Annotated in this window: 15 protein-coding genes and 1 pseudogene; 8 read left to right on the top strand and 8 right to left on the bottom strand. The window is 74.3% G+C overall.

Annotated features, from left to right (window positions below):
• Positions 1-1,067, bottom strand: a 1,067-nt coding sequence (locus HCN56_RS13255; protein WP_167970688.1) for a LacI family DNA-binding transcriptional regulator, incomplete at its 3' end; no start/stop codon positions are given.
• 168 nt (positions 1,068-1,235) lie between these two features.
• The gene (locus HCN56_RS13250; RefSeq protein ID WP_209312683.1) at positions 1,236-2,216 is read right to left on the bottom strand and encodes a pectate lyase family protein; all 981 of its coding nucleotides are present in this window, start codon (positions 2,214-2,216) and stop codon (positions 1,236-1,238) included.
• Positions 2,217-2,571: 355 nt separating this feature from the next.
• Between HCN56_RS13250 and HCN56_RS13245 the strand changes: the two genes are divergently transcribed.
• From HCN56_RS13245 to HCN56_RS13235, 3 genes are all read left to right on the top strand, one after another.
• Positions 2,572-4,386, top strand: a complete 1,815-nt coding sequence (locus HCN56_RS13245) for a serine/threonine protein kinase (protein ID WP_167970686.1) — start codon at positions 2,572-2,574, stop codon at positions 4,384-4,386.
• 365 nt (positions 4,387-4,751) lie between these two features.
• Complete coding sequence (locus tag HCN56_RS13240) at positions 4,752-6,242, top strand: cellulase family glycosylhydrolase (protein ID WP_167970684.1); 1,491 nt, start codon at positions 4,752-4,754, stop codon at positions 6,240-6,242.
• 219 nt (positions 6,243-6,461) lie between these two features.
• On the top strand, positions 6,462-6,791 hold the full coding sequence (locus HCN56_RS13235) for a nuclear transport factor 2 family protein (protein WP_167970682.1): 330 nt from the start codon (positions 6,462-6,464) through the stop codon (positions 6,789-6,791).
• 60 nt (positions 6,792-6,851) lie between these two features.
• On the opposite strand, the gene HCN56_RS13230 is transcribed toward HCN56_RS13235, so the two are convergent.
• On the bottom strand, positions 6,852-8,189 hold the full coding sequence (locus HCN56_RS13230) for a DUF6461 domain-containing protein (RefSeq protein ID WP_167970680.1): 1,338 nt from the start codon (positions 8,187-8,189) through the stop codon (positions 6,852-6,854).
• Between the two features lie 171 nt (positions 8,190-8,360).
• On the opposite strand from HCN56_RS13230, the gene HCN56_RS13225 reads away from it, so the two are divergent.
• Entirely contained in the window at positions 8,361-9,719 is a 1,359-nt protein-coding gene (locus HCN56_RS13225; protein WP_167970678.1) for a hypothetical protein, read from the top strand.
• 295 nt (positions 9,720-10,014) lie between these two features.
• A complete protein-coding gene (locus tag HCN56_RS13220) occupies positions 10,015-11,031 on the top strand; it encodes a P1 family peptidase (RefSeq protein ID WP_245246501.1) in 1,017 nt (338 codons plus the stop codon).
• A 13-nt stretch (positions 11,032-11,044) separates the two neighbouring features.
• Here HCN56_RS13220 and HCN56_RS13215 read toward each other — a convergent pair whose 3' ends face one another.
• The 4 genes from HCN56_RS13215 to HCN56_RS13200 all read right to left on the bottom strand — a co-directional run bounded on the left by HCN56_RS13215 (position 11,045) and on the right by HCN56_RS13200 (position 14,548).
• Positions 11,045-11,413 carry a PH domain-containing protein gene (locus tag HCN56_RS13215; RefSeq protein ID WP_167934210.1) on the bottom strand — a complete coding sequence of 123 codons (369 nt, stop codon included), beginning with the start codon at positions 11,411-11,413 and terminating at the stop codon, positions 11,045-11,047.
• 117 nt (positions 11,414-11,530) lie between these two features.
• Positions 11,531-11,677, bottom strand: coding sequence for a hypothetical protein (locus HCN56_RS13210; RefSeq protein ID WP_167970674.1), 147 nt, complete (start codon positions 11,675-11,677; stop codon positions 11,531-11,533).
• The gene (locus HCN56_RS13205) at positions 11,674-13,746 is read right to left on the bottom strand and encodes an ATP-binding cassette domain-containing protein (protein ID WP_167970672.1); all 2,073 of its coding nucleotides are present in this window, start codon (positions 13,744-13,746) and stop codon (positions 11,674-11,676) included. The genes HCN56_RS13210 and HCN56_RS13205 overlap by 4 nt, the downstream gene beginning before the upstream one ends.
• A 217-nt stretch (positions 13,747-13,963) precedes the next feature.
• Entirely contained in the window at positions 13,964-14,548 is a 585-nt protein-coding gene (locus HCN56_RS13200; RefSeq protein ID WP_167970670.1) for a hypothetical protein, read from the bottom strand.
• Between the two features lie 191 nt (positions 14,549-14,739).
• Between HCN56_RS13200 and HCN56_RS13195 the strand changes: the two genes are divergently transcribed.
• Entirely contained in the window at positions 14,740-16,239 is a 1,500-nt protein-coding gene (locus HCN56_RS13195) for a hypothetical protein (protein ID WP_167970668.1), read from the top strand.
• Between the two features lie 376 nt (positions 16,240-16,615).
• On the opposite strand, the gene HCN56_RS13190 is transcribed toward HCN56_RS13195, so the two are convergent.
• Positions 16,616-17,050, bottom strand: a complete 435-nt coding sequence (locus HCN56_RS13190; protein ID WP_167970666.1) for a pyridoxamine 5'-phosphate oxidase family protein — start codon at positions 17,048-17,050, stop codon at positions 16,616-16,618.
• A gap of 243 nt (positions 17,051-17,293) precedes the next feature.
• On the opposite strand from HCN56_RS13190, the gene clpB reads away from it, so the two are divergent.
• Both clpB and HCN56_RS13180 read left to right on the top strand, forming a co-directional pair.
• Positions 17,294-19,882, top strand: a complete 2,589-nt coding sequence (gene clpB / locus HCN56_RS13185) for an ATP-dependent chaperone ClpB (protein ID WP_167970664.1) — start codon at positions 17,294-17,296, stop codon at positions 19,880-19,882.
• Between the two features lie 221 nt (positions 19,883-20,103).
• A pseudogene (locus tag HCN56_RS13180) lies at positions 20,104-20,637 on the top strand (YbjN domain-containing protein); the annotation flags it as partial.
• Positions 20,638-20,859 lie beyond the last annotated feature (222 nt).

Below are 20,859 nucleotides of genomic sequence, written 5' to 3'. Positions count from 1 at the left end.
CCGACCGGACCGCCTTCTTCAGCGTGAACATCGACGACCACCAGGGGATGCGGACCGGCCGGCCGGTGTCCGCCGTGCGGCGGCCCCGCTGCGCCCTGCCCCACCAGCGGCGCCCGGCAGCCGCAGGAGCGGCGGGTCACCAGCGAACCCGGCACGACGCGGCGCGCCGGCGGCGCGGTGCCCCGCAGCCGTGCGGCGACCGTCTGCACGGCCAGCGCGCCGAGTTCGGCGAACGGCAGCGAGACCGAGGTGAGCGGCGGGTCGGTGATCCGCGCCTCGACCGAGTCGTTGAACCCGACCAGCGCGACCTCGCTCGGCACTCGGATGCCCCGCTGGTTCAGCAGCCGCAGTGCGTCCGCGCCGAGGGCGTCGCTGCACGCCACGACCGCGTCGAAGTCCCGGCCCGGCCGGAGACCCCGGACGTCCAGCAGGATGCGCATCGCGGCGGCGCCGGCGCCCGGCCCGAAGCCGAGGGCGGCCGCGACCAGCGAGCGGTCCTGCGGCAGACCGTGCCGCTCCAGCGCGTCGGTGAAGGCCCGGTACCGCTCCGCCGAGACCCGGTTGGTCAACGGGCCCCGGATGCAGACCAGTCGACGCAGGCCGTGGACGGTCGCCAGATGGGCGATCAACCGGCGCATCCCGGTGTAGCCGTCCAGCAGCAGCGTCTCGTGGTCGTCGAGCGGGCTGTTGAGGCTGACCACGGCCCGCAGTCGGCCGAGCCGCTCCGCCAGTGCGGCCCCCGCGGTGCCCGGCGGTGTCGGCAGGCCCAGTGTGGAGGACCAGCAGATCGCGCCGTCGAGCAGTTCGGGGGAGACCAGCTCGTGGACGCCGCCCCGCGGCGTGTCCGGGACGACCGCGCCGGGGCCGGGCCCGGTGGCCGGGACCGAGCCGGGCGCCGGCGGGTTGAGGGCACCGCCGGGCAGGCAGAGCACGTTGACGTCGGCGTCGGCGGCGGCGCGCAGCACCCCCGACCAGAGTGTCGCGCCCACGCCCAGGTGGATGTTGTCGGTGATCAGGCCGATGGTGGGCCGGGGAGCCCGGGCGGTGTGGGGGAGTCGCCGCGGCATGGGGGTGTCCTCGTCCTTCGGGGGCGCGCGGCAGGTTCCCCCGTGGCCGCGGGCGGAAGATAGCGTCGCGCGCAGGCCCGGGCAAGAGCCCCCGCGCGGTGTGGGAGCCCCTGCCCGGGCCCGGGTGACGGGGCGGTGCACAGGCGCCCACGTCAGAGGTGGCAGCGGTCAGATCCGCCCGGCGCCCGCTCCGTTCATCACGATGGACTTGACGTTGGAGGGGGTGTCAAGTGAGTAGCTGTAGGGGATGGACCGCACCGAGCCGCCGGTCTGCCCCGTGCTGGAGTTCACGAAGTGGTTGTTGCGGGCCACCAGGGTCCCGCCGGGCGAGGAGCCCTCGCCGAGGTGGAACGGGTCCTTCACGTTCTCGAAGTAGTTGCCCTCGACGAGCACCCCGGCCTCGACCGTCGATGCGACGCCGTAACTGGTCACCCCGCCGTAGTAGTTGTTGTAGACGTGGACGGGGTTGCCGAACCGCACGCGCGGGTTGCGCTGCTTGGTGCCGTCGTACCAGTTGTGGTGGTAGCTGACGCGCAGCTTCCCGCGGTCCTGGGAGCCGTTGGAGTCGGAGTGGCCCAGCAGCATCGTCTTGTCGTGGTTGGTGACCCGGTTCCACGAGACCGTGATGTTGTCGGAGCCGCGCTTGATGTCGACCAGTCCGTCGTTGGCGTTGGACAGGGTGTTGTGGTCCACCCAGATCCGGGTGGACTGCTCGATGTTGATGGCGTCGTCGTTGCTGCCGGTGAACGTCAGGTTCTGGATGATGACGTTGCTGACCTGGCGGACGTTGAGGCCGCTGCCGGTGATCCGGCCGTTGTTGCCGACGCCGATGATCGTCTTGTTGGCGGCGACGCGCGTCATCGAGCTGAGGTTGATGGTGCCGTTGACGCGCACCTGGAGCGCGCCGCTGCGGTTGACCGCCTCGGTGAACTGCGAGGCGTTGGTCACGGTCACGGTGGCGCCGCCCGCGCCGCCGGTGGTGCCGGCACCGAAGCCGGTGGGGGTGCCGACGGACAGGGTGGTCACGGACTCCGGCGCGGCTGCCGGGGCGGTGGCGCCGTGGGCGGTGGTGAGGGCACCGAGGGTGGCGATCGCCGTCGCCATGGCCATGGCTCCGGCCAGCCTGAACCTTGCGCTCGTCCTGCGCATGCGGGTCTCCGTCCGGGAGATGAGGGTGGTGTGGGGGTGGTGCGGGGTGGAGAAGGGACATCGCGCGGCTCTGCGGTGGATCGATGCTAGGGCGGCGGCTGTGGACGATGCGGGGCCTCGTGTGGACTATGGCGCGCACCCGGCGGGCGACCGGATTCGGCGGCCGCCCGCCGTCCGCCGACGGTCCGCCCACCGTCCGGCTGTGGGGTGTGGGCAGCGCGCGCCGAACAAGGTGCGCCCTGCATGCTCCCGCCCGCCAGGATGCGGAGTGCACGAGCTATCGCCCAGGTGTTCTACAGTCCTCAGTGCCGTGCAGCCGGTCCGTACCGCGTTGCCACCACTGGGGAGTTGTGTCATGGAGAGGCTCACGCCGGACGACCCGTCGCAGGTCGGGGGATACCCTCTGCTGGGAATCCTGGGTGAGGGGGGAATGGGGCGCGTCTACCTGGCGCAGAGCCCCGGCGGCAGGGCGCTCGCCCTCAAGACGATCCGCTCCGAACTCACGCGGGACCCCGGTTTCCGCAGCAGGTTCGAGCGTGAGATCCGCAACTCCGACCGGGTGCGCAGTTCATGGACGGTCCCGGTCGTCGACTGGTCCCGTTCGGCCGAAGGCCGCCAGTGGCTCGCCGCCGAGTACGTCCCGGCACCCTCCCTGCTCGACTGGACCGACCAACACGGCCCGATCGACGGTGAGTTGCTGCCGCTGCTCGCCAAGGAACTCGCCCGCGCGCTCGCCGCGGTTGGCGAGACCGGGCTGGTCCACCGCGATCTCAAGCCGTCCAACGTCCTGCTCGGCCCGCAGCACCCCCTGCTGATCGACTTCGGCATAGCCCACGCGGGCGACGACGCCCGCTTCACCACCACCGGCGGCGTCATCGGCTCGCCCGGCTACCTCTCGCCCGAGCAGGCCTGCGGCGAGGAGAACGTCACCCCGGCGAGCGACGTGTTCGCTCTCGCGGCCCTGCTCCACCACGCCGCCACCGGGCACGGGCCGTTCCTCCGGCCGGGGGAGTCCCCCTCCGTCCCCACCCTGTTGTACCGCGTCGTCCACCACGAACCGGACCTCGGCGGGCTGCCCGCGGATGTGCGGGAGGCGCTCACCGACGCCTTCGCCAAGAACCCCGCCGACCGCCCCGCGCCCACCGAACTGGCCGACCGGTTCAGCCGCATCCTCCGCGGCCCGGCCCGCTGGCAGGAGGGGCTGCCGGCCGAGCTGCGCGCCGACCACCAGCGCCGTGAGGCCGAGGTGGCTGCCGTCACCCGCGCCGGTGCGGTGCAGGGCCCGCCGTCCGGCGGCTTCGTCACCCAGGGCAGCTTCGGCCCGCCGATCGCGCCGCCCGCGCCCGCGCACCACCAGGGCCCGCCTCCCGGGCCGCACAACCCGCTCGGCCCCCACACCCCGCCGTCGTCCTATCCGGGGCAGCCGGCCGGGCCGTACGGGGCACCGGGCACGCCGCCGCCCGGCGCGTTGAACCGGGGGCCCGGCGGCGCGTCCGGCAACCCCGACGACGACCGGCCGTGGGCGGGCATCGCCCGCCGCTCCTGCATCGCGGTCATCGCCATCGGCGGCGGCATCGTGGCGCTCATGGTCCTGCTGTACGTCCTCGCGATGGACACCAGCACTCCCGGGGACGTCGACGACAACGGCGCCGGCACCTCCACGGGCGCGGAGAAGCGCGGCCCCGAGGACGAAGTGTCCACCTCCGCCGGTGACGACGGGGCCGAGACTGTCGTCGACGAGGACGAGGGCGGTGAGGACGACCACGGGACCGAGAAGCCGGAGGTGGCGGTGCCGCACCAGTGGACCGGCGAGTGGCGGGGCGTGGACTTCCAGATCGCGCTCTGGCTGGAGGACGGCGCCGTGGGCGAGACCGTGGGCCGGTTCGAGAGCGTCTTCGACGACACCGGCACCGGTCAGGAGTACCGGTGCGTCGACTCCCTGGAACTCACCGACGTCTCCGCCGGCGAGACCGAGCTGTCGCTGGCGACGGTGGAGACGGAGCGTGTCGGCCCGGCGGACATCGCCGACCCCTGCGCGCTGAACCGCGAGTACATCGCCGGTGTCGACGGGGAGTACCCCGACGAACTGTGGCTCCACATCGTGACCGAGGGCGTGGAGTACGACCCTTACGACTACGAGTCCGACGACTTCGAGCTGAGTCGGGAGTAGCCGCCCCCGGCTGCCGGGGCGCCCCCGCTGCCGCCTGCACGGGTCCGGTGCTGCCGTGCCCGCAGCCACGCCCCGGGGCCCAGCGGCGGCAGGGGAGTTGACGCAGGGAGTCTTGACGGCTCCGGCGACCGGTGGGTTCATGTGGGCAGTACCGGGTGGCCCACCGCGACGACGGCGTGGCTCCCTGTCGCCGGCGTGCCCGTCGGCCGGCGCACGGTGCCGCCTCGCCGCCCGCCCAGGGGCGGGGCGGGGTCGTCCCGGTGTGGCGCACCGCGCGATGGGAGCGCTCCCACGCTGGTGGACCGGCCGGGTGAACCCCACCGTGCCCCCGCCCGGGAGCACGTCCCCCACCTGGAGCCGCAGACATGAGATCACCATCCCGCAGCAGCGGCACGGCGGCGTTCCGCCGGGACGACGGGCGACGGATCACCGTCCTCGCCGCCGTCCTGACGCTGCTGACCGGCTCGCTCTTCGCCTTCCTCGGGCTCAGCCAGCCCGCGCACGCCGCGACGGGACTGCGCGTGAGTGACGGGCGCATCGTGGAGGCCAACGGCAACGACTTCGTCATGCGGGGCGTCAACCACCCCCACAGCTGGTACACCCACACCACCCCGCAGGCGCTCGCCGACATCAAGGCGCTCGGCTCCAACACCGTGCGCGTGGTGCTCTCGACCGGCGACCGCTGGGAGCGCACCTCCGAGAGCGAGGTGGCGGGCGTCATCGGCACCTGCCGCGCCAACCGCCTGATCTGCGTCCTGGAGGTGCACGACACCACCGGCTACGGCGAACAGGCCGGTGCCGTCAGCCTCGACCGGGCCGCCGACTACTGGATCTCCGTCGCCGGCGCGCTGGAGGGCCAGGAGAACCACGTCATCGTCAACATCGGCAACGAGCCGCACGGCAACCAGGGTTACGAGCGGTGGACAGCCGACACCATCGGCGCCATCGGCAAGCTCCGCGCCGCCGGGCTGGACCACCTGCTGATGGTGGACGGCCCCAACTGGGGCCAGGACTGGACCAACACGATGCGGCAGAACGCGGCTGCCGTGTACGACGCCGACCCGTCGGGCAACACGGTCTTCTCCATCCACATGTACGGCGTCTACGAGACCCCGGCAGCCGTCAGCGGCTACCTCAACCACTTCGTGAACGCGGGACTGCCACTGGTCGTGGGCGAGTTCGGCCACTACCACTCCGACGGCGACCCGGACGAGGACGCCATCCTCGCCGTCTCGGAGGAACTGGGCATCGGCTACCTCGGCTGGTCGTGGAGCGGCAACAGCGCCGAGGTCGGCTACCTCGACCTGGTGAACGGCTTTGACGGCGACTCCCTCACCGAATGGGGCGAGCGACTGTTCAACGGCCCGAACGGCATAGCGGAGACCTCCCGCGAGGCGACCGTCTACAGCGGCGACCCCGACCCCACGAACCCCGACCCGACCGACCCGGACCCGGCCGACCCGGACCCGACGGACCCGGACCCGACGGACCCGACGGACCCGGACCCGACGGACCCGACGGACCCGACCGATCCGGCGGGCCGCTGTGCGGTCGCCTACACCGTCTCCCACGACTGGGGCGCCGGCTTCCAGGCCGCCGTCCGCATCACCAACACCGGCAGCACCCCCTTGGACGGCTGGAACCTCAGCTGGACCTTCGCCGGTGACGAGCGGGTGCAGAACGTCTGGGGCGCACGCGCCGAGCAGACCGGTCGCGACCTGACCCTCGCCCCTGAGCCGTGGACCGCCCGCATCCCGGCCGGCGGGCACGTCGAGATCGGCTTCACCGCGACCGGCGCCGACGCCGGCACGCCCGGTTCCGTCACCCTCGACGGCGCCGGCTGCACCGTCGCCTGACCACCGAACCCGACACCCGGGGGCGGGCCGGACCTCCCGACCCGCCCCCGGCCTGTCCCCGACCCGCCCCCCGGCCCGTGCCCCGGCTTGCCCGCCGGCCTCGCCGCCGGGCGTGCCCCGGCCTGCCCGCCGGCCTCGCCGCCGGGACGGGGTGCGGAGCGCGGGGACCGTTCCTATCCTGGGAACGCTCGGGGCCGGACGCTCACGAGGAGACGAAGGATGACGGCGACGATCGAGGACCCGGCGGTGGCGGCGTTCGTCAAAGCGGTCAACGCCGGCGACCGGGAGGCGTTCTTCGAGGCGCTCACCCCGGACGCCACCATGGCCGACGACGGCACGGAACGCGACCTGCAAGCGTGGGTCGACCGCGAGATCTTCACGGTCAGCGGCCACCTGGAGGTCGAGTCCGCCGAGGACGGCGGCCGGGAGCTGACCGCGACCTACTCCAACACCACCTGGGGCGGGATGCGCACCCACTGGCGGTTCACCGTCGCCGACGGCCGCGTCCGCCGCTTCGAGACCGGCCAGAGCCAGGGCACCGCCGGCTGAGCGGCGCAGCCCTGCCGGCCCGCACCGGCGGGGCCGTGGCGCCCGGGTGTTCCGTCGCGGCTACTCCGCGGCGGCGATCCACACCCGTCCCGCGCCCGTCACGTGCTCCCGGGTCGGCCGGACCCGGGCGACCCGGCACATCAGCTCCAGGCCGTCCACGTCCTCGTCATCGCCGTCGTCGTCCCACTCGTCGGAGATCTGGTGAGGCTGGTGGGCGAGGTTGCGCTCGGCGAGTTCCTCATGGCCCATCTCCCGCAGCGCGGGGGCGATCACGCCGGCCTCGGTGTCGCCGTACCCGGGGGAGCCGAACGCTCCGTCGGTGTACTCCGCGACGGCCTCCCCGTTCCGGCTGACGAGGAACCGCTCGTCACCCATCACGCTGTAGGCCGTCACGGCGAGGGTGCCCTCCGACAGCTCCGGGGAACGCCACGCCTCCCAGGCGCTCGACTCGACGAGCAGCGTGTGCGGGCCGAGAGCGAACGCGATGGCCGCGGTGTCGTGACCCGTGCGGTCCTCGTAGCTGCAACGCCGCTGCATCTGCTCCTCGGTGGCGGTCGTGATCTCCGCAGGCTCCGCGCCCAGCGCCGTCAGCACCTGGTCGGGCGCGGCGTCCCGGACCACGGTGACGCAGTACCAGTCGTCCAGCTCCAGCGCCTCCTCCCAGGCGCTGTCGTACGCGCCGGACTCCGCCACCGGCAGCGGCGGGTCGGGGAGCACCGCGGTTCCCTCCGCCGGGTCCTGCTCCCCGCCGACCCCCGCCGCCGGGTCCACGTCGCCACGGCCCAGCGCCCACACGACGCGGTCGTCGGCGTCGACCAGCACCAGCTCCCACCCGCAGCCCTCGCTGTCGTCGAGGAACCGCCAGGTCAGCCAGGTGTCGGGACGGTCCAGCCGGCGCGACTCGGAGACGATGAGGCTGCACGAGCCGATGGGCATGCCACGGTGGTCCACCTTCTCCTCGCGGAGCTCCCCCAGCAGGCTCACCGTCGCGGACCGCCGCCCGTCCGTCCACCGGATGACGCGGCCGCCACCCAGCTCGGCGAACGGCGCGCGGTCGCCCAGCACCACGGTCTCCACCGGGCCGTGCAGCAGGCTGTGCACCGGGACGTCGCCCCCGACGCACACCAGGACGTCCCCGTCGTCCGTGACCTGCAGCGAGTCGATCTGCTGCGGCGTCGGCAGCCCCTGGCGCCACCGCTCCTCGCCGTCCTGGCGGACGACCAGGTCGCCGCAGAGCTCCAGCTCCAGACGACCGGGTGCGCCGGCCTGCCAGACGGTGGTGCCCGACGCGTCGGCCACGACCGCCCGGCCGCCGGCGTCATAGCCCAGGGACCAGCTGCCGGACGGCGAGCAGACCGGGGCGTCGAGGTGGTCGTGGCAGTTCAGGCGGGCGGACATCTCGGATCTCCATCGTCGTTCTGTGGAAGGGCAGTTGGGAGACTGCCACGCGGGTCCGACAACGGCTCGGCGCCCGCACTCGCACCGGCCGTTGTCGGTGGGGTGGGGCATGCTGCGCAGCAGGTGACGGTCGTCCGCCCGCGGGGTCGGTGACCGAGGGAGGGAGACACCGTGCGCGTGCCGGTGACCGGCGAGGTCTACGTCCACTACAGCCAGATCTACGTCGAGAGCGAGCCAGAGGGCGGTCCGCCGCCCATGGACGAGGCGTTCGCGGGGCAGCGCTCGGGCCTGTGCGGCGCGGGTGTGCCCGGAGCGCTCTGGCTCACCACCGGACTCCACACCGGGCGGCTCGGATTCGTCGTGGAGGTCCACGACGAGGAGCCGCCGCTGGACCCGGACTGGGAGGAGGTGGTGGAGGTCTCCTTCCGCCCGCAGTCGGACCGTTCGCAGCTGGTGCAGTGGGCGGGCGAGGAAGTGTGGGAGCTGGGCCTCGACCGAACCGACTACCGGGTTCGCTACTGCGCCCGGGGAATGGACGAGGGCAACCGGCTCGACACCGCAGTGGACGAACTGGCCCCGGACAGCTACCTCCTGCAGTTCTGGCCGTCGCCCCCGTCCTCGGGCCGGCTGATCCGTCAGACCTCCCGCTACGCCGCCGCCCGACATCAGTACGCGCGGGCGCTTCCGCCGCCACCGACGCCCGAGCAGCGTGCCGAGGCGGAACGCCGGGCACGCGAGGCGGAGGAAGAAGCCGAGGCGGCACGGCAGCGGGAGTCAGAACGCCGGCAGTGGGGCGGACAGCTGCCGAGACCGGCCCTGCGCGCACCGGGCCGGAAGATCCCCGCCCTCGTCCCCTACGACAGTGACCTGGTGCACACGATCGCTGCCTGCTCCCCCGGGGTGCAGCGCGCGGTGGCGCGGCTGGCCGCCCGGCGGGCGTGCGAAGCCGCCCGATTGACCGAAGTGCCCTGGATCGCAGCTGCGTTGGCAGCCCTGGCGGCCGGGCGTCCCCTGCCGTCGCCGTTCGACGACGCGGCGCTGCTCGACGAGGCGCTGCGCTCCGACCCCCGGCTCCCCGACCACCGGGTGGCCCCGGCCTCACCGCCACCGCCGGCGCCGCCGCCGGACCGGCACTCGGAGCCCGCGGAGAAGCCGCAGCGGAAGACGCCGCGGCGGGAAGCCGCCGGGCAACGGAGGACCGCCGACGGCTCGTACCCGGCCTCGTCCGCGTCGGCGGATGTCCGCGAGAGGTGGCTGTTGGCCCCGAGTGTGGGGCCCGTCGTCCACGAGAGCGTGATCGAGGTCAGTAGCCGTCCGGACGCCGCGGGCCGCATTGCGCTGACGGACCCCGCGGCGCGTCTCGTCTCCCAGACGCATGCCGCCGTGCCGGCGGTGCTCGCCGCCGTCGCGCAGGAACCGCTGTGGGCGGCGCTGGACGCCGTGTGGCACGCAATCCGCACCACGGGCCCCCAGTACCCCGAACTGCTCGCGGAGATCCGGTCGTTCTGCGCCGAACAGGCGGGGGCGTAGCCCCAGGCCCGTGAGCCCCGGCGGCCGGCGGCTTGGCCGCACCGTCCCGTCGTGCGTCGCGCCGCCCGGGCCCGCTCAGGGCGCCGCCGCACGGCCCCGTCGTGACGGGTCCCGGCCAACACGGCACCGTGACGGCCACCGGGCGCGGCGACTGTGGGAGTCTGCCGCCATGGTCGCCGCGCCCGCCGGGGGCCGCCACGGAGGAGCCGTCCGCGTGCACCGCCCCACGAACCCCACCGAGCCCGCCGAGCCCGCTGAACTTGCCCAACTTGCCGAACCCGCCGGCCGAGCTGCGCTGCGTGCGCGTGCCCTCGGCCGCCGTGTCGGACGCCTCCCCACCGGCCCGGGCAACGCCCTGACCGACGTCACCGGGGTACTGGTCGGCCACACCACGCTCCGCGACGACAGCGTGGGTCTGTACTCCGGCGTCACGGCGGTCGTCCCCACGGCGCTGGACGATCGCCCGACGCTCGCGGCGGGGCTGCACGTCGCCAACGGCTACGGCAAGTTCGTCGGCGCGACCCAGCTCGCCGAGTTGGGCGAGCTGGAGACACCGGTGCTGCTGACCTCGACCCTGTCCGCCTTCCGGGCCGCGGACGCCCTGGTGAGCTGGACCCTCGCCCGCGCCGTCCCACCGCCCGTCTCCCTCAACCCGGTGGTCGGGGAGATCAACGACGGTTGGCTCTCGGGCCGGTGGCCCCGGCCCGTCACGGAGGACCACGTCCTGCACGCGCTCGGCACCGCATCCGACGCACCGGTCCCGCTGGGCAGCGTCGGCGGTGGCACGGGCGCGTGCGCCCTCGGCTTCAAGGGCGGCATCGGCAGCGCTTCCCGCGTGGTGGGCCCCGTCGCGGGACGGGACGCCACCGTCGGGGTGCTGGTGCAGGCCAACATGGGTGGCGAGCTGCGGCTCGGCGACCGCACCGTCACCCCGGAGGGGCTGGGGCTGACACGGGCCGGCTCGCGGGTCGAGACCGGCTCGTGCGTGGTGGTCGTCGCGCTCGACATCGCGTGCCCCGCGCACCAGTTGACGCGTGTCGCGGCACGCGGCGCCCTCGCGCTGGGCCGGGTCGGCGCGTCCTACAGTCACGGCAGCGGTGACTACGGGCTCGCCTTCTCCGCCGTGCCCTCCGACGCGCCGCGACTGCTGCCGCCGGCCGAACTCGACGCGGTCTTCTCCGCCGTCCGGGAGGCGGTCGAGGAGGCCGTCCTCGACGCCCTCCTCACCGCCGGCAGCGTCCACACCCCCGACGGCCGCACCGCCCACGGCCTGCCCGCCCACGCGGTGGTCGACACCGCCGGGCCGAGCTGACGGGAGAACCCGCTCAGCGCGCGGCGACGTACTGGGTGAGGATCGCCTGCACCTCGTAGATGTCGACGCCCTTGGTGAAGGTCTTGGTGATCGGCACCGAGTCGCCCGAGAGCCAGATCTTCAACTCGCCGTCCATGTCGAAGGTGCCGGCGGTCTCCACCGCGAAGTGGGTGATGCTGCGGTACGGGATCGAGTGGTACTCGACCTTCTTGCCGGTGATCCCCTGCTTGTCGACGAGGATCAGCCGCCGGTCGGTGAAGAGGATGGTGTCGCGTACCAGCAGGTACGCCGCGTACACCCGCTCGCCCTGGCCGAACAGCCGCGCATACTCCTCCTGCGCCGCCGCCGGATCGACCGTGTGCGCGTTGCCGAAGATCCCCATGGTGCGTCCCCTCCCGTGGCTCACCGCCCGCACATCGCGGGCGACCCCCGGACGATGCCCGCCCCACCCGCCCGCCACACCCGCCGCCCGGGGGCGCGGGCCCTCGGCGTGCCGTCCTCAGCTCGGCGCGGCCGGTCCGTCGGCGGAGGCGCGCCACTCGCGGGCGAGGATGGCGTAGTGGAGTTCCGTCGTCCACTCGCCCTTGAAGGCGACCGCCTCGACGAACACGGTGGCCGTGCCCGCCCGCCGGAGGGGGACGGTCACCCGGTGGTCTCCCGGTCGCGGCCGTCGAACTGCGCCGCCTGGAGGTCGTACATCTCGGCGTAGCTGCCGCCCGCCGCCAGCAGGTCGTCCGGGGTGCCGGACTCCACGAGGCGGCCCTCGTGCAGGACGTGCACCCGGTCGGCGTCGCGCACCGAGGCCATGCGGTGGGTGATCAGGATGACGGTCCGACCGCCGTCGGCCAGCGCGCGGATGCGGCGGAAGACCTCCTGCTCGGCCTTGGCATCGAGCGCCGCGGTCGGCTCGTCCACGACGAGGACGGGGGCGTCCCGGTAGGCGGCGCGCGCGATGCCGAGCTTCTGCCACTGGCCGCCGGAGAGCTGGTGGCCGCGCTGGTAGACGCGGGAGAGCAGGGTGCTCCAGCGGTGGGGGAGCGAGTCGACCAGCGCGGTCGCCCCCGCGGCTTCGGCCGCCCGGTCCATGCGGGCCGGGTCCGCGGGGACGTCGGGTTGGCCGATGGCGACGTTGACGCCCGCCGTGAACGGCCACCGGAAGAAGTCCTGGCCGACGAGGCGGAACCGCGCGAACAGCTGCCGCCGGTCGTAGCGCGAGGTGTCGACTCCGCTCCAGCGGACCGTGCCGTGCTGCGGCAGGTACAGGCCGCAGATCACCTTCACCAGCGTCGACTTGCCGGAGCCGTTCTCGCCGACGAGCGCCGTCACCCGTCCGGCCGGCACCGTCAGCGACACGTCGCGCAGCACCGGCCCGGCCGCTGTTCCGGGGTAGGCGAAGGTGAGGCCCTCCACGGTGATGTCACCGGGTTCGGCCGGCGGGCGTTCGCCGCCCTCGGGGATGTCGTGCGCGTCGCCGTCCTCGACCAGCCGTTGGAGGTCCTGCACGAACAGCGCGTCCTCGTGCATGTCGTTGATCTGCCGGACCAGGCCGTCGAGGGCCGTGGTCCCGGCGCGGATGGCGACGACCGCAGCGCCGGCGGCGGCGAAGGCCATGGCGCCGGTCCACAGCAGCGCGCCGAGGGTCAGGTAGGTGAGGAGCGCGGTGGCACCGCCGAGCGCGGCGGCGGCGAGCCCGATCGCGGCGGCCCGCTGGGCGAGGCGGGACTGCTCCGCCTCGTGCTCGCGGGACATCGCGTGGAAGTGGTGGAGGAGAAACGGCCCCACGCCGTGGACGCGGATCTCGGACGCCGCGTCCTCCCGGATCGCCATGCGGCTCAACTCCGCCACGGCCCGGTTGTGTTGCAGCCACTCGTGGTACGAGCGGTAGCGCTGCCGGGCGATGGCGAGCGTCGCCCAGGTGCCGGGCACCGTCATCAGGAGCAGCAGCGGCAGCATGGCGGGGTGCAGGCTGGTGAGGACTCCGGCCGCGGCGACCAGCGAGATGAGCGTGGCGATGACGCGGGTGCCGTAGCCGATCATGTTGCGGGCCGAGGCTGCGCCGAACTGCGCGGACTCCAGCAGCTTGTGGTAGCCGTGGTCCTCGATCGACGCCATCTCGGCGCTCAGCGCGCGCCGCAGGTACTGCTCCTGCGCCAGGCGCTCCACCTGCGGCCGCAGCCGGCCGTCCGCGTAGGTGGTGACCGCGCCGAACAGCGCCCCGCAGGCGGCGGCCGCCGCCATCACGGCCAGCGCCGGGAGCGCGTCGCGCACCCCGTCGGTGATGTCGGCGGGCGCGAGCAGCGCCGCCAGCACGCGCTGCACGCCGAGCAGCACCACCGCCTGGGCGACTCCGCGCAGCGTCTCCGCGACGGCGACCATGGTGGTCGCGCGCCGATCCGCCTGCCAGGCGAGCCGGACGCAGACGCCCAGCATCCGGGGCAGCCGCCGCATGGCGTCCCAGGCGGTGAGCCGCAGCAGCGAGTCCCGGTGGGCGGCCCAGCCCATGTCGTACCGCAACGCCCCGCCGTAGAGCAGCCGTTCGGATGCGGAGACGCGGTCCGCCGGTTGCTCGGCGTCGGCGTCGGGGGCGCCGTCGTCCCGCTCGTCGCCCGCGTCCCCGCTCCCGGCCGGGGCTTCCGGGCCCGCCGCCGACCGCTGTGCCGGTGTCCTGTGGTCCGTCGTTCCGCTGTTGCGCGCCGCCCGTCCGCGTGCCCGCATCCGCACCCTCCACTCCCGGAGCCCCGCGCCGACGCGGCGCGGGGTGCGGCCATTGGTAGGGGGCTCTCGGGAGCGGTCGCCAGATGGCGTGAGGGGCTCCGCGCGCCACTCGGCTGCGCCGGCGCGCGGCGCCCGGGGGCGTCCGGCGCGGCGACGGTGTTCGCGGCGGCCGGCGGGTCCGGTGCGGACCGGCCCCGGCCGCCGGGCGGGCCCCGCGTCAGACGCCGGAGCCCAGGTCGAACAGGTCCAGGCCGAGGATCGTCTCGGAACCGGCGCCGAAGGCGGCCACCAGCGCGTACCCGACGGCGGCGTCGAGCGGGGTGACCTGCCCGCCCGTGCGGTACCAGCGGGTGGTGATGCGGGCGGCCGGCTCACGCCACGGGTGCGGGTCCTCGCGGATCTTGGCCAGCGGGCGGCGCGGCAGCCGCAGCGGGCCGAGGACGCGCCGGCTGCGGTGGAGCCTGCTGCGGGTGTCGTTGAACGGGTGGAGGTGGATGACGCGGTCCGGGAGATGCACCCGGGTCCGGCGCGCCCGCCGGGTCCAGCCGCTCCGGCCGGCCTTGAGCCGCGCGCGGCGGCCGTCCACGGTCAGCTGCATCCGGCGGCCGTCGCGGCTGCCCGCCCGCACCTCGCGGTCGGGACGCGCGCCGGCGTCGCGCTCCAGCCGCACGGTCGGTATCCCGGGGCCGCGGACCTCGACCCAGCCCTCGATGACCCGGCTGCGCAGCGTGATCCGGCCGAAGCGGTCGTCCGCGACGGTGAGGTCGATATCGGCGGGGAATCCGTCCTTGTGGCGTGGCATGGACCATGGATAGCAGCGCCGGTGCACGACGGACCGGCGGGCGTGTCCCGATCCTGTACCGGTAGCGTCTGCGTGCCGGGGCACCGGCGGCGGACGAGCGCGGGCGCGGGTACCGGCGCGCGGCGTGCGGCGACATGCACACGGCGAGCGGGGCAGGAACTCCGGGCCCGCCCCGGGACGTCTGGAGAGGTATGAACGGCAGCGGAACCCACGGCACCACCGGCGCGGAGGACTTCGACGGCGCGGACCGGCACGAGCCGGGCGCATCCTCCGAGCGGCCGGGCGACGAGGCGCGGCGCCGCGGGCGCCGCCGGCGCCTGACGGTGCTGGGCGCCGTCGCCGCCGCCTGGCTGGCCGCCGGCTTGGCGGTCGTCTGGCTGGACTGGCCGGTCACCGCCGAGGCGGACCGCCCCCACGCCGGCGGGGAGTGGGAGCCGATCCTCGCCGCCCCCCTGGCGGACCGGGTCGGCACGGGCACGGTCTGGGCCGGCGACCGCCTGGTCGTCTGGGGCGGGCGCGCGCCCACCGGCGAGCCGGCGGGTGCCGAGCAGTTCACCGACGGCGCGGTGTGGTCGCCCTCCGGCGAGTGGCAGGCGATGGCCGAGCCACCGGCAGGACTGACCCTCGCCCCCGGCGGCTTCGCCCGCTGGACGGGCCAGGAGGTCGTCTTCGGGCCGGTCGTCGACGCCGAGCCGGCCGCCCTGCCCGCCGGCGAGCAGGGCGGTGGCCTGCTCGCCTACGACCCGGCCGGCGACAGCTGGCGCGAGGTCGACCTCGCCGGTGAGCGCCTGACGGCGGGCGACACCGACGACCAGCCCTACGCGGCGGTGATGACCGGCGGCGAGCTGATCCTCGGCCACCCGTCCGCCGTCACCGTCGCCGACGGCGCGCCGGGCGTGGTCGCCGTCAACCCCGAGGACGGCGCGCTGCGCCATCTCGCGCCCGGTCCGTACGCCCCAGGCGGCGAGCCGGCCGAGGACGGCGAACGGGAGGACGGCGCGCAGGAGGGCGGGGCGGACGACGCCGACGCCCGCGAGGACACCGAAGCGGACGGTGCGCCCGACGCGGACCCCGGTACCGACCAGGACGGGGGCGGGGACGGGAATGGGGAACGCGACGCCGACACGGGCGCCGAGCCGGACGCCGACGCGGCGGGGGAGCCGGTGGGCGAGGTGCGGCTGGTGTCGGCGCCGGACCGCGTCGTGGCCGTCGTCGCCGACGGCACCGAGACGTGGGTGCTGGCGCTCGGCAGCGGCGAGTGGCGGCAGACCGAGCCGCCGCCCGTCACGGGCGACGACCGGTACGTCACCGTCGTCGCCGCCGGTGGCCAGCTGCTGTTCCTCGACGACGGCGCGCCCCACGCCTACGACATCGCCGCCGACCAGTGGCGCGAGCTGGAGCCCCCGCCCGGCGAGGCGGACCGGCACGGCGTCGGGCACCACTTCCGCTGGACGGGGGAGGCCGCGCTCGCGCCGGGCCGCGCCTACCACCCCGCCGACGACACCTGGACGGAGCTGCCGGGGCCGCCGCTGGCGGAGGGGGAGAAGCTCACCGACCCGTACGTCAGCTGGAGCGGCGAGGCGCTCGTGGTCTTCGGCGGTCCTCGCACCGTCTGCCGGCCGGACGCCGACACGTGCGAGGCACCGGCCGCCACCCCGGACACCCTGGCCGGCTGGGTCTACATCGGCTGACGCGCGCCCGCGGCTCGACCCCCGTGCCCGCGGCTCGACCCCCGTGCCCGCGGCTCGACCCCCGTGCCGGGCCGGGCCTCGGGCCCCGTGCGGGCCGGGATCACGCCCGGCGCGCGCCGTCCCGGCGGCCCGGTCTCCCCTCTCCGGCCGGTCGGCCCCCGGCCGCGCCCACCCCGGGCTGGGGGCCGGCGTTCCACGCCCGGCCGGCTGCGCGCGGACCGCCCCCGGCTCGCCCGGCGACCGAACCTCTCGGCGACAGACAGAACCTCTCGGCGACCGAACCACTCGGCGACCGAACCACCCGGCTCGAACGGGACGGGCCCGAACCGGCCTGGCCCGAACGGCCGCGGTCCGGCTTCGACGGCCCCGGCCGGCGTCAGCCGGCCGCGGAGCGGGGCTTCGGGGGAGTGCCGCGCCCCATGGCGCGGGTCAGGGCGATCTCGATCACGACCCGGTCCGGGTTGGGCCGCGGTGTCCGGCCGTACCGCTCCGCGTACCGGCGGACCGCGTCCGCGACCGCCGCCGGGTCCTCGTTGACGGTGGCGACGCCCTCCAGCGTCGCCCACCGGCCGCGGTCGACCTGGCAGACGGCGACGGGCAGTCCGCCCTCGCCGCCGGCGCGGATGTGCGCGATCTTGCTGCGGAAGGCGCTGGTGATGACCCGCGCGAGTCCGGCGTCCGGGTCGTAGGTGACCCCCACGGGCGTGACGTGCGGCGCGCCGTCCGGCCGCGGGATGCTCAGCGTGCAGAGGTGGTGCTCGCGCCAGAAGGCCAGGTAGTCGGGGTCGGGGTTCCGCGGGTCGAGGGCCATGGCCCGAGGATAGGCCGGGTCGACCGGCGGGCCGTTCCCGGCCCGGCCGGCCCGCGGTCCGTCGCCCGTCCGGCCCGCCCCGGGCGATGAGCGCCCCCCCGTGGCTCCCGGCCGCCACCCGAGCGCCCACGGCGGAGAGGGTGACGCGCCCGAGTGGAGCGCCCCGTGCCCCTGGAAGATTCGCATTGAGTGCCCTAGACTCAACTTTGCATAGTCGAGCTTTGCAAGGAGGAGCGACCGCACGTGAACGCCGAGCTGACCAACCGGAGCCGGGACGCGATCAGCGCCGCCAATGAGCGGGCGCTCACGGACGGCCATCCGGACATCACCCCCGTCCATCTGCTCCTCGCCCTGCTGTCGGGCGAGGAGAACGAGAACATCCAGGACCTTCTCGCCGCCGTCGACGCCGACCAGGCGGTGCTGCGCGGTGGTGCCGAGCGGCTGCTCGCGTCGCTGCCGAGCGTCCAGGGCTCCTCGGTCGCCCGCCCGCAGCCCAACCGCGAGCTGCTCGCCGTCATTGCCGACGCCTCGCAGCGGGCACGCGAGCTGGGCGACAGCCACGTCTCCACCGAGCACCTGCTGATCGGTCTCGCCGCGAAGGGCGGCCGGACCGCCGACCTGCTGCGCGAGAACGGCGCCACCGCCAAGGCGCTGGCCGAGGCCTTCCAGCAGAACCGGGGTAGCCGCCGGGTCACCTCCGAGGACCCCGAGGGCAGCTACAAGGCGCTGGAGAAGTTCGGCACCGACCTCACCGCCGCCGCCCGCGAGGGCCGCCTCGACCCGGTGATCGGCCGCGACCACGAGATCCGCCGCGTGGTGCAGGTGCTCTCCCGCCGCACCAAGAACAACCCGGTGCTGATCGGTGAGCCCGGCGTCGGCAAGACCGCTGTCGTCGAGGGGCTGGCGCAGCGGGTGGTCAAGGGCGACGTCCCGGAGTCGCTGCGCAACAAGCGGCTCGTCTCGCTCGACCTCGGCGCCATGGTCGCCGGCGCCAAGTACCGCGGCGAGTTCGAGGAGCGGCTCAAGACCGTACTGGCCGAGATCAAGGAGAGCGACGGCCAGATCATCACCTTCATCGACGAGCTGCACACCGTCGTCGGTGCCGGGGCCGGCGGGGACTCCGCGATGGACGCCGGCAACATGCTGAAGCCGATGCTCGCCCGCGGTGAGCTGCGGATGGTCGGCGCCACCACGCTCGACGAGTACCGCGAGCGCATCGAGAAGGACCCCGCGCTGGAACGCCGCTTCCAGCAGGTCCTGGTCGCCGAGCCCACCGTCGAGGACTCCGTGGCGATCCTCCGCGGGCTCAAGGGCCGGTACGAGGCCCACCACAAGGTGCAGATCGCGGACAGCGCGCTGGTCGCCGCCGCCGCGCTCTCCGACCGCTACATCACCTCCCGGTTCCTGCCGGACAAGGCCATCGACCTGGTCGACGAGGCGGCCTCCCGGCTGCGGATGGAGATCGACTCCTCGCCGGTGGAGATCGACGAGCTCCAGCGCTCCGTGGACCGCCTCCGCATGGAGGAGCTGGCGCTGGCCAACGAGTCGGACACCGCCTCCCGCGAGCGGCTGGAGCGGCTGCGCGCCGACCTCGCCGACCGCGAGGAGGAGCTGCGCGAGCTGACGGCCCGCTGGGAGAAGGAGAAGAAGTCCCTCAACCAGGTCGGTGAACTCAAGGAGCGCATCGACGAGTTGCGCGGTCAGGCCGAACGCGCCGAGCGGGACGGTGACTTCGGCACCGCCTCCAAGCTGCTCTACGGCGAGATCCCGGAAGTGGAGCGGCAGTTGGAGGAGGCGGCGCAGGCCGAGCAGGAGGCGGCGCGCGACACCATGGTCAAGGAGGAGGTCGGCCCGGACGACATCGCCGACGTGGTCTCCGCCTGGACCGGCATCCCCGCCGGCCGCCTCATGGAGGGCGAGACGGAGAAGCTGCTGCGGATGGAGGAGGAGTTGGGCCGCCGGCTCATCGGGCAGGCCGAGGCGGTGCGCGCCGTCTCCGACGCGGTGCGCCGCTCCCGTGCCGGGGTCGCCGACCCGGACCGCCCCACCGGTTCCTTCCTCTTCCTCGGCCCCACCGGCGTCGGGAAGACCGAACTCGCCAAGGCGCTCGCCGATTTCCTCTTCGACGACGAGCGGGCGATGGTCCGCATCGACATGAGCGAGTACAGCGAGAAGCACTCCGTGGCGCGGCTGGTCGGCGCCCCTCCCGGCTACGTCGGGTACGAGGAGGGCGGCCAGCTCACCGAGGCCGTCCGGCGCCGCCCGTACACCGTGGTGCTGCTGGACGAGGTGGAGAAGGCCCACCACGAGGTCTTCGACATCCTGCTCCAGGTCCTCGACGACGGCCGGCTCACCGACGGCCAGGGCCGGACGGTCGACTTCCGCAACACCATCCTGATCCTCACCTCCAACCTCGGCAGCCAGCACCTGCTCGACCCGGCCGCCGACACCGGCGCCCGGCGGGAGCAGGTCATGGCAGCGGTGCGGTCCGCGTTCCGTCCCGAGTTCCTCAACCGGCTCGACGACGTCGTGATCTTCGAGCCGTTGCGCGGCGACGAGCTCGCGCGCATCGCACAGCTCCAGATCGACGCCCTGCAGCGGCGACTCCGCGACCGCCGACTCACGCTGGAGATCACCCCGGAGGCGCTCCAGTGGCTCGCGGTCGAGGGCAACGACCCCGCCTACGGCGCCCGGCCGCTGCGACGGCTGGTGCAGACGGCGATCGGTGACCGGCTGGCGCGCGAGATCCTCGCCGGCGAGATCCGCGACGGCGACACCGTCGCGGTGGACGTCGGGCTCTCGGACGGGCTCCGCGTGGAGCGCGCGGGCTGACCGGCGCGGGCCGACCGGCGCGGTCACCCCGCGCGGCGGGACCGGCGCACCGCACGGTGCGCCGGTCCCGCCGGTGTTCCGTCTGTCCGGCGCCCCACCCGCGTGCGGGGCGCGTCACCGGTGCCGGGTGGTGCGCCGGTACCACTGCGCGGGTTGTCAGGTCGGGGGCCCCATGAGAGAGGATGGAGGGAGTCCGAAGCCTCGACGAAGGGACCCCTCTCGTGTCAGTCGACCCGTCCTCGATTCCCAGCTTCGGAGGGCAGCAGCAACCTCAGCAGCCCGCTGCGAAGAAGCCACTGGGACCGATCAAGCCCGACGCTGATCTGGTCAAGCAGCTGCTCGACCAGATGAAGCTGAAGTATGTGGTCGACAAGGAGGGCGACCTCGTCGCCCCCTGGGAGAACTTCCGCACCTACTTCATGTTCCGCGGCGAGAAGGCGCAGCAGATCTTCTCCGTGCGGACCTTCTACGACCGCAAGCACGACATCGAGGAGAAGCCGCGTCTCCTGGAGGTCATCAACGAGTGGAACCGCCGCACGCTGTGGCCGAAGGTGTACACCCACACCCACGACGACGGCACCGTCCGCCTCATCGGTGAGATCCAGATGCTGATCGGCACCGGTGTCGCGCTGGACCACTACGTGTCCTCCACCGTCAGCTGGATTCGCGCCTCCATCGAGTTCGACAAGTGGCTGGTCCAGGAGCTGGGCCTCGCCCAGGACGCCGACGAGGCCGAGGGCACCGGCGACGGTGAGGTCACCAACGGCGCCGACGTCTCCGAGACGGAGTCCGGCCCGACCGCCGAGAAGGACGACGCGGCCGAGGGCAAGGGCGACACCCCCGGCGACGAGGGCGACACCCCCCGCCGCGAGGGCTGACGCGGGGCCGTCGCACGCGCCGCGCACACCGCGCGGCATGCCGCGCCGCCGTCCGGCGCCGCACGCACCCGAGGGGCGCGGCCGGAGACCACCTCCGGC

Origin of the sequence: Streptomyces lonarensis (assembly GCF_012033735.1) — a bacterium.
Taxonomy (GTDB): Bacteria; Actinomycetota; Actinomycetes; order Streptomycetales; family Streptomycetaceae; genus Streptomyces; species Streptomyces lonarensis.
Note: the sequence above shows the minus strand (reverse complement) of the source record. Positions and strands in the feature narration are given on the sequence as shown.

What these genes read in the sequence shown, in the direction of transcription:
- HCN56_RS13245 (WP_167970686.1), top strand. Translation starts at nt 2,572, where the DNA reads ATGGAGAGGCTCACGCCGGACGACCCGTCGCAGGTCGGGGGATACCCT.
- HCN56_RS13240 (WP_167970684.1), top strand. Translation starts at nt 4,752, where the DNA reads ATGAGATCACCATCCCGCAGCAGCGGCACGGCGGCGTTCCGCCGGGAC.
- HCN56_RS13200 (WP_167970670.1), bottom strand. Translation starts at nt 14,548, where the DNA reads ATGCCACGCCACAAGGACGGATTCCCCGCCGATATCGACCTCACCGTC.
- HCN56_RS13190 (WP_167970666.1), bottom strand. Translation starts at nt 17,050, where the DNA reads ATGGCCCTCGACCCGCGGAACCCCGACCCCGACTACCTGGCCTTCTGG.
- HCN56_RS13215 (WP_167934210.1), bottom strand. Translation starts at nt 11,413, where the DNA reads ATGGGGATCTTCGGCAACGCGCACACGGTCGATCCGGCGGCGGCGCAG.
- HCN56_RS13250 (WP_209312683.1), bottom strand. Translation starts at nt 2,216, where the DNA reads ATGCGCAGGACGAGCGCAAGGTTCAGGCTGGCCGGAGCCATGGCCATG.
- HCN56_RS13195 (WP_167970668.1), top strand. Translation starts at nt 14,740, where the DNA reads ATGAACGGCAGCGGAACCCACGGCACCACCGGCGCGGAGGACTTCGAC.
- HCN56_RS13230 (WP_167970680.1), bottom strand. Translation starts at nt 8,189, where the DNA reads ATGTCCGCCCGCCTGAACTGCCACGACCACCTCGACGCCCCGGTCTGC.
- HCN56_RS13205 (WP_167970672.1), bottom strand. Translation starts at nt 13,746, where the DNA reads ATGCGGGCACGCGGACGGGCGGCGCGCAACAGCGGAACGACGGACCAC.
- HCN56_RS13235 (WP_167970682.1), top strand. Translation starts at nt 6,462, where the DNA reads ATGACGGCGACGATCGAGGACCCGGCGGTGGCGGCGTTCGTCAAAGCG.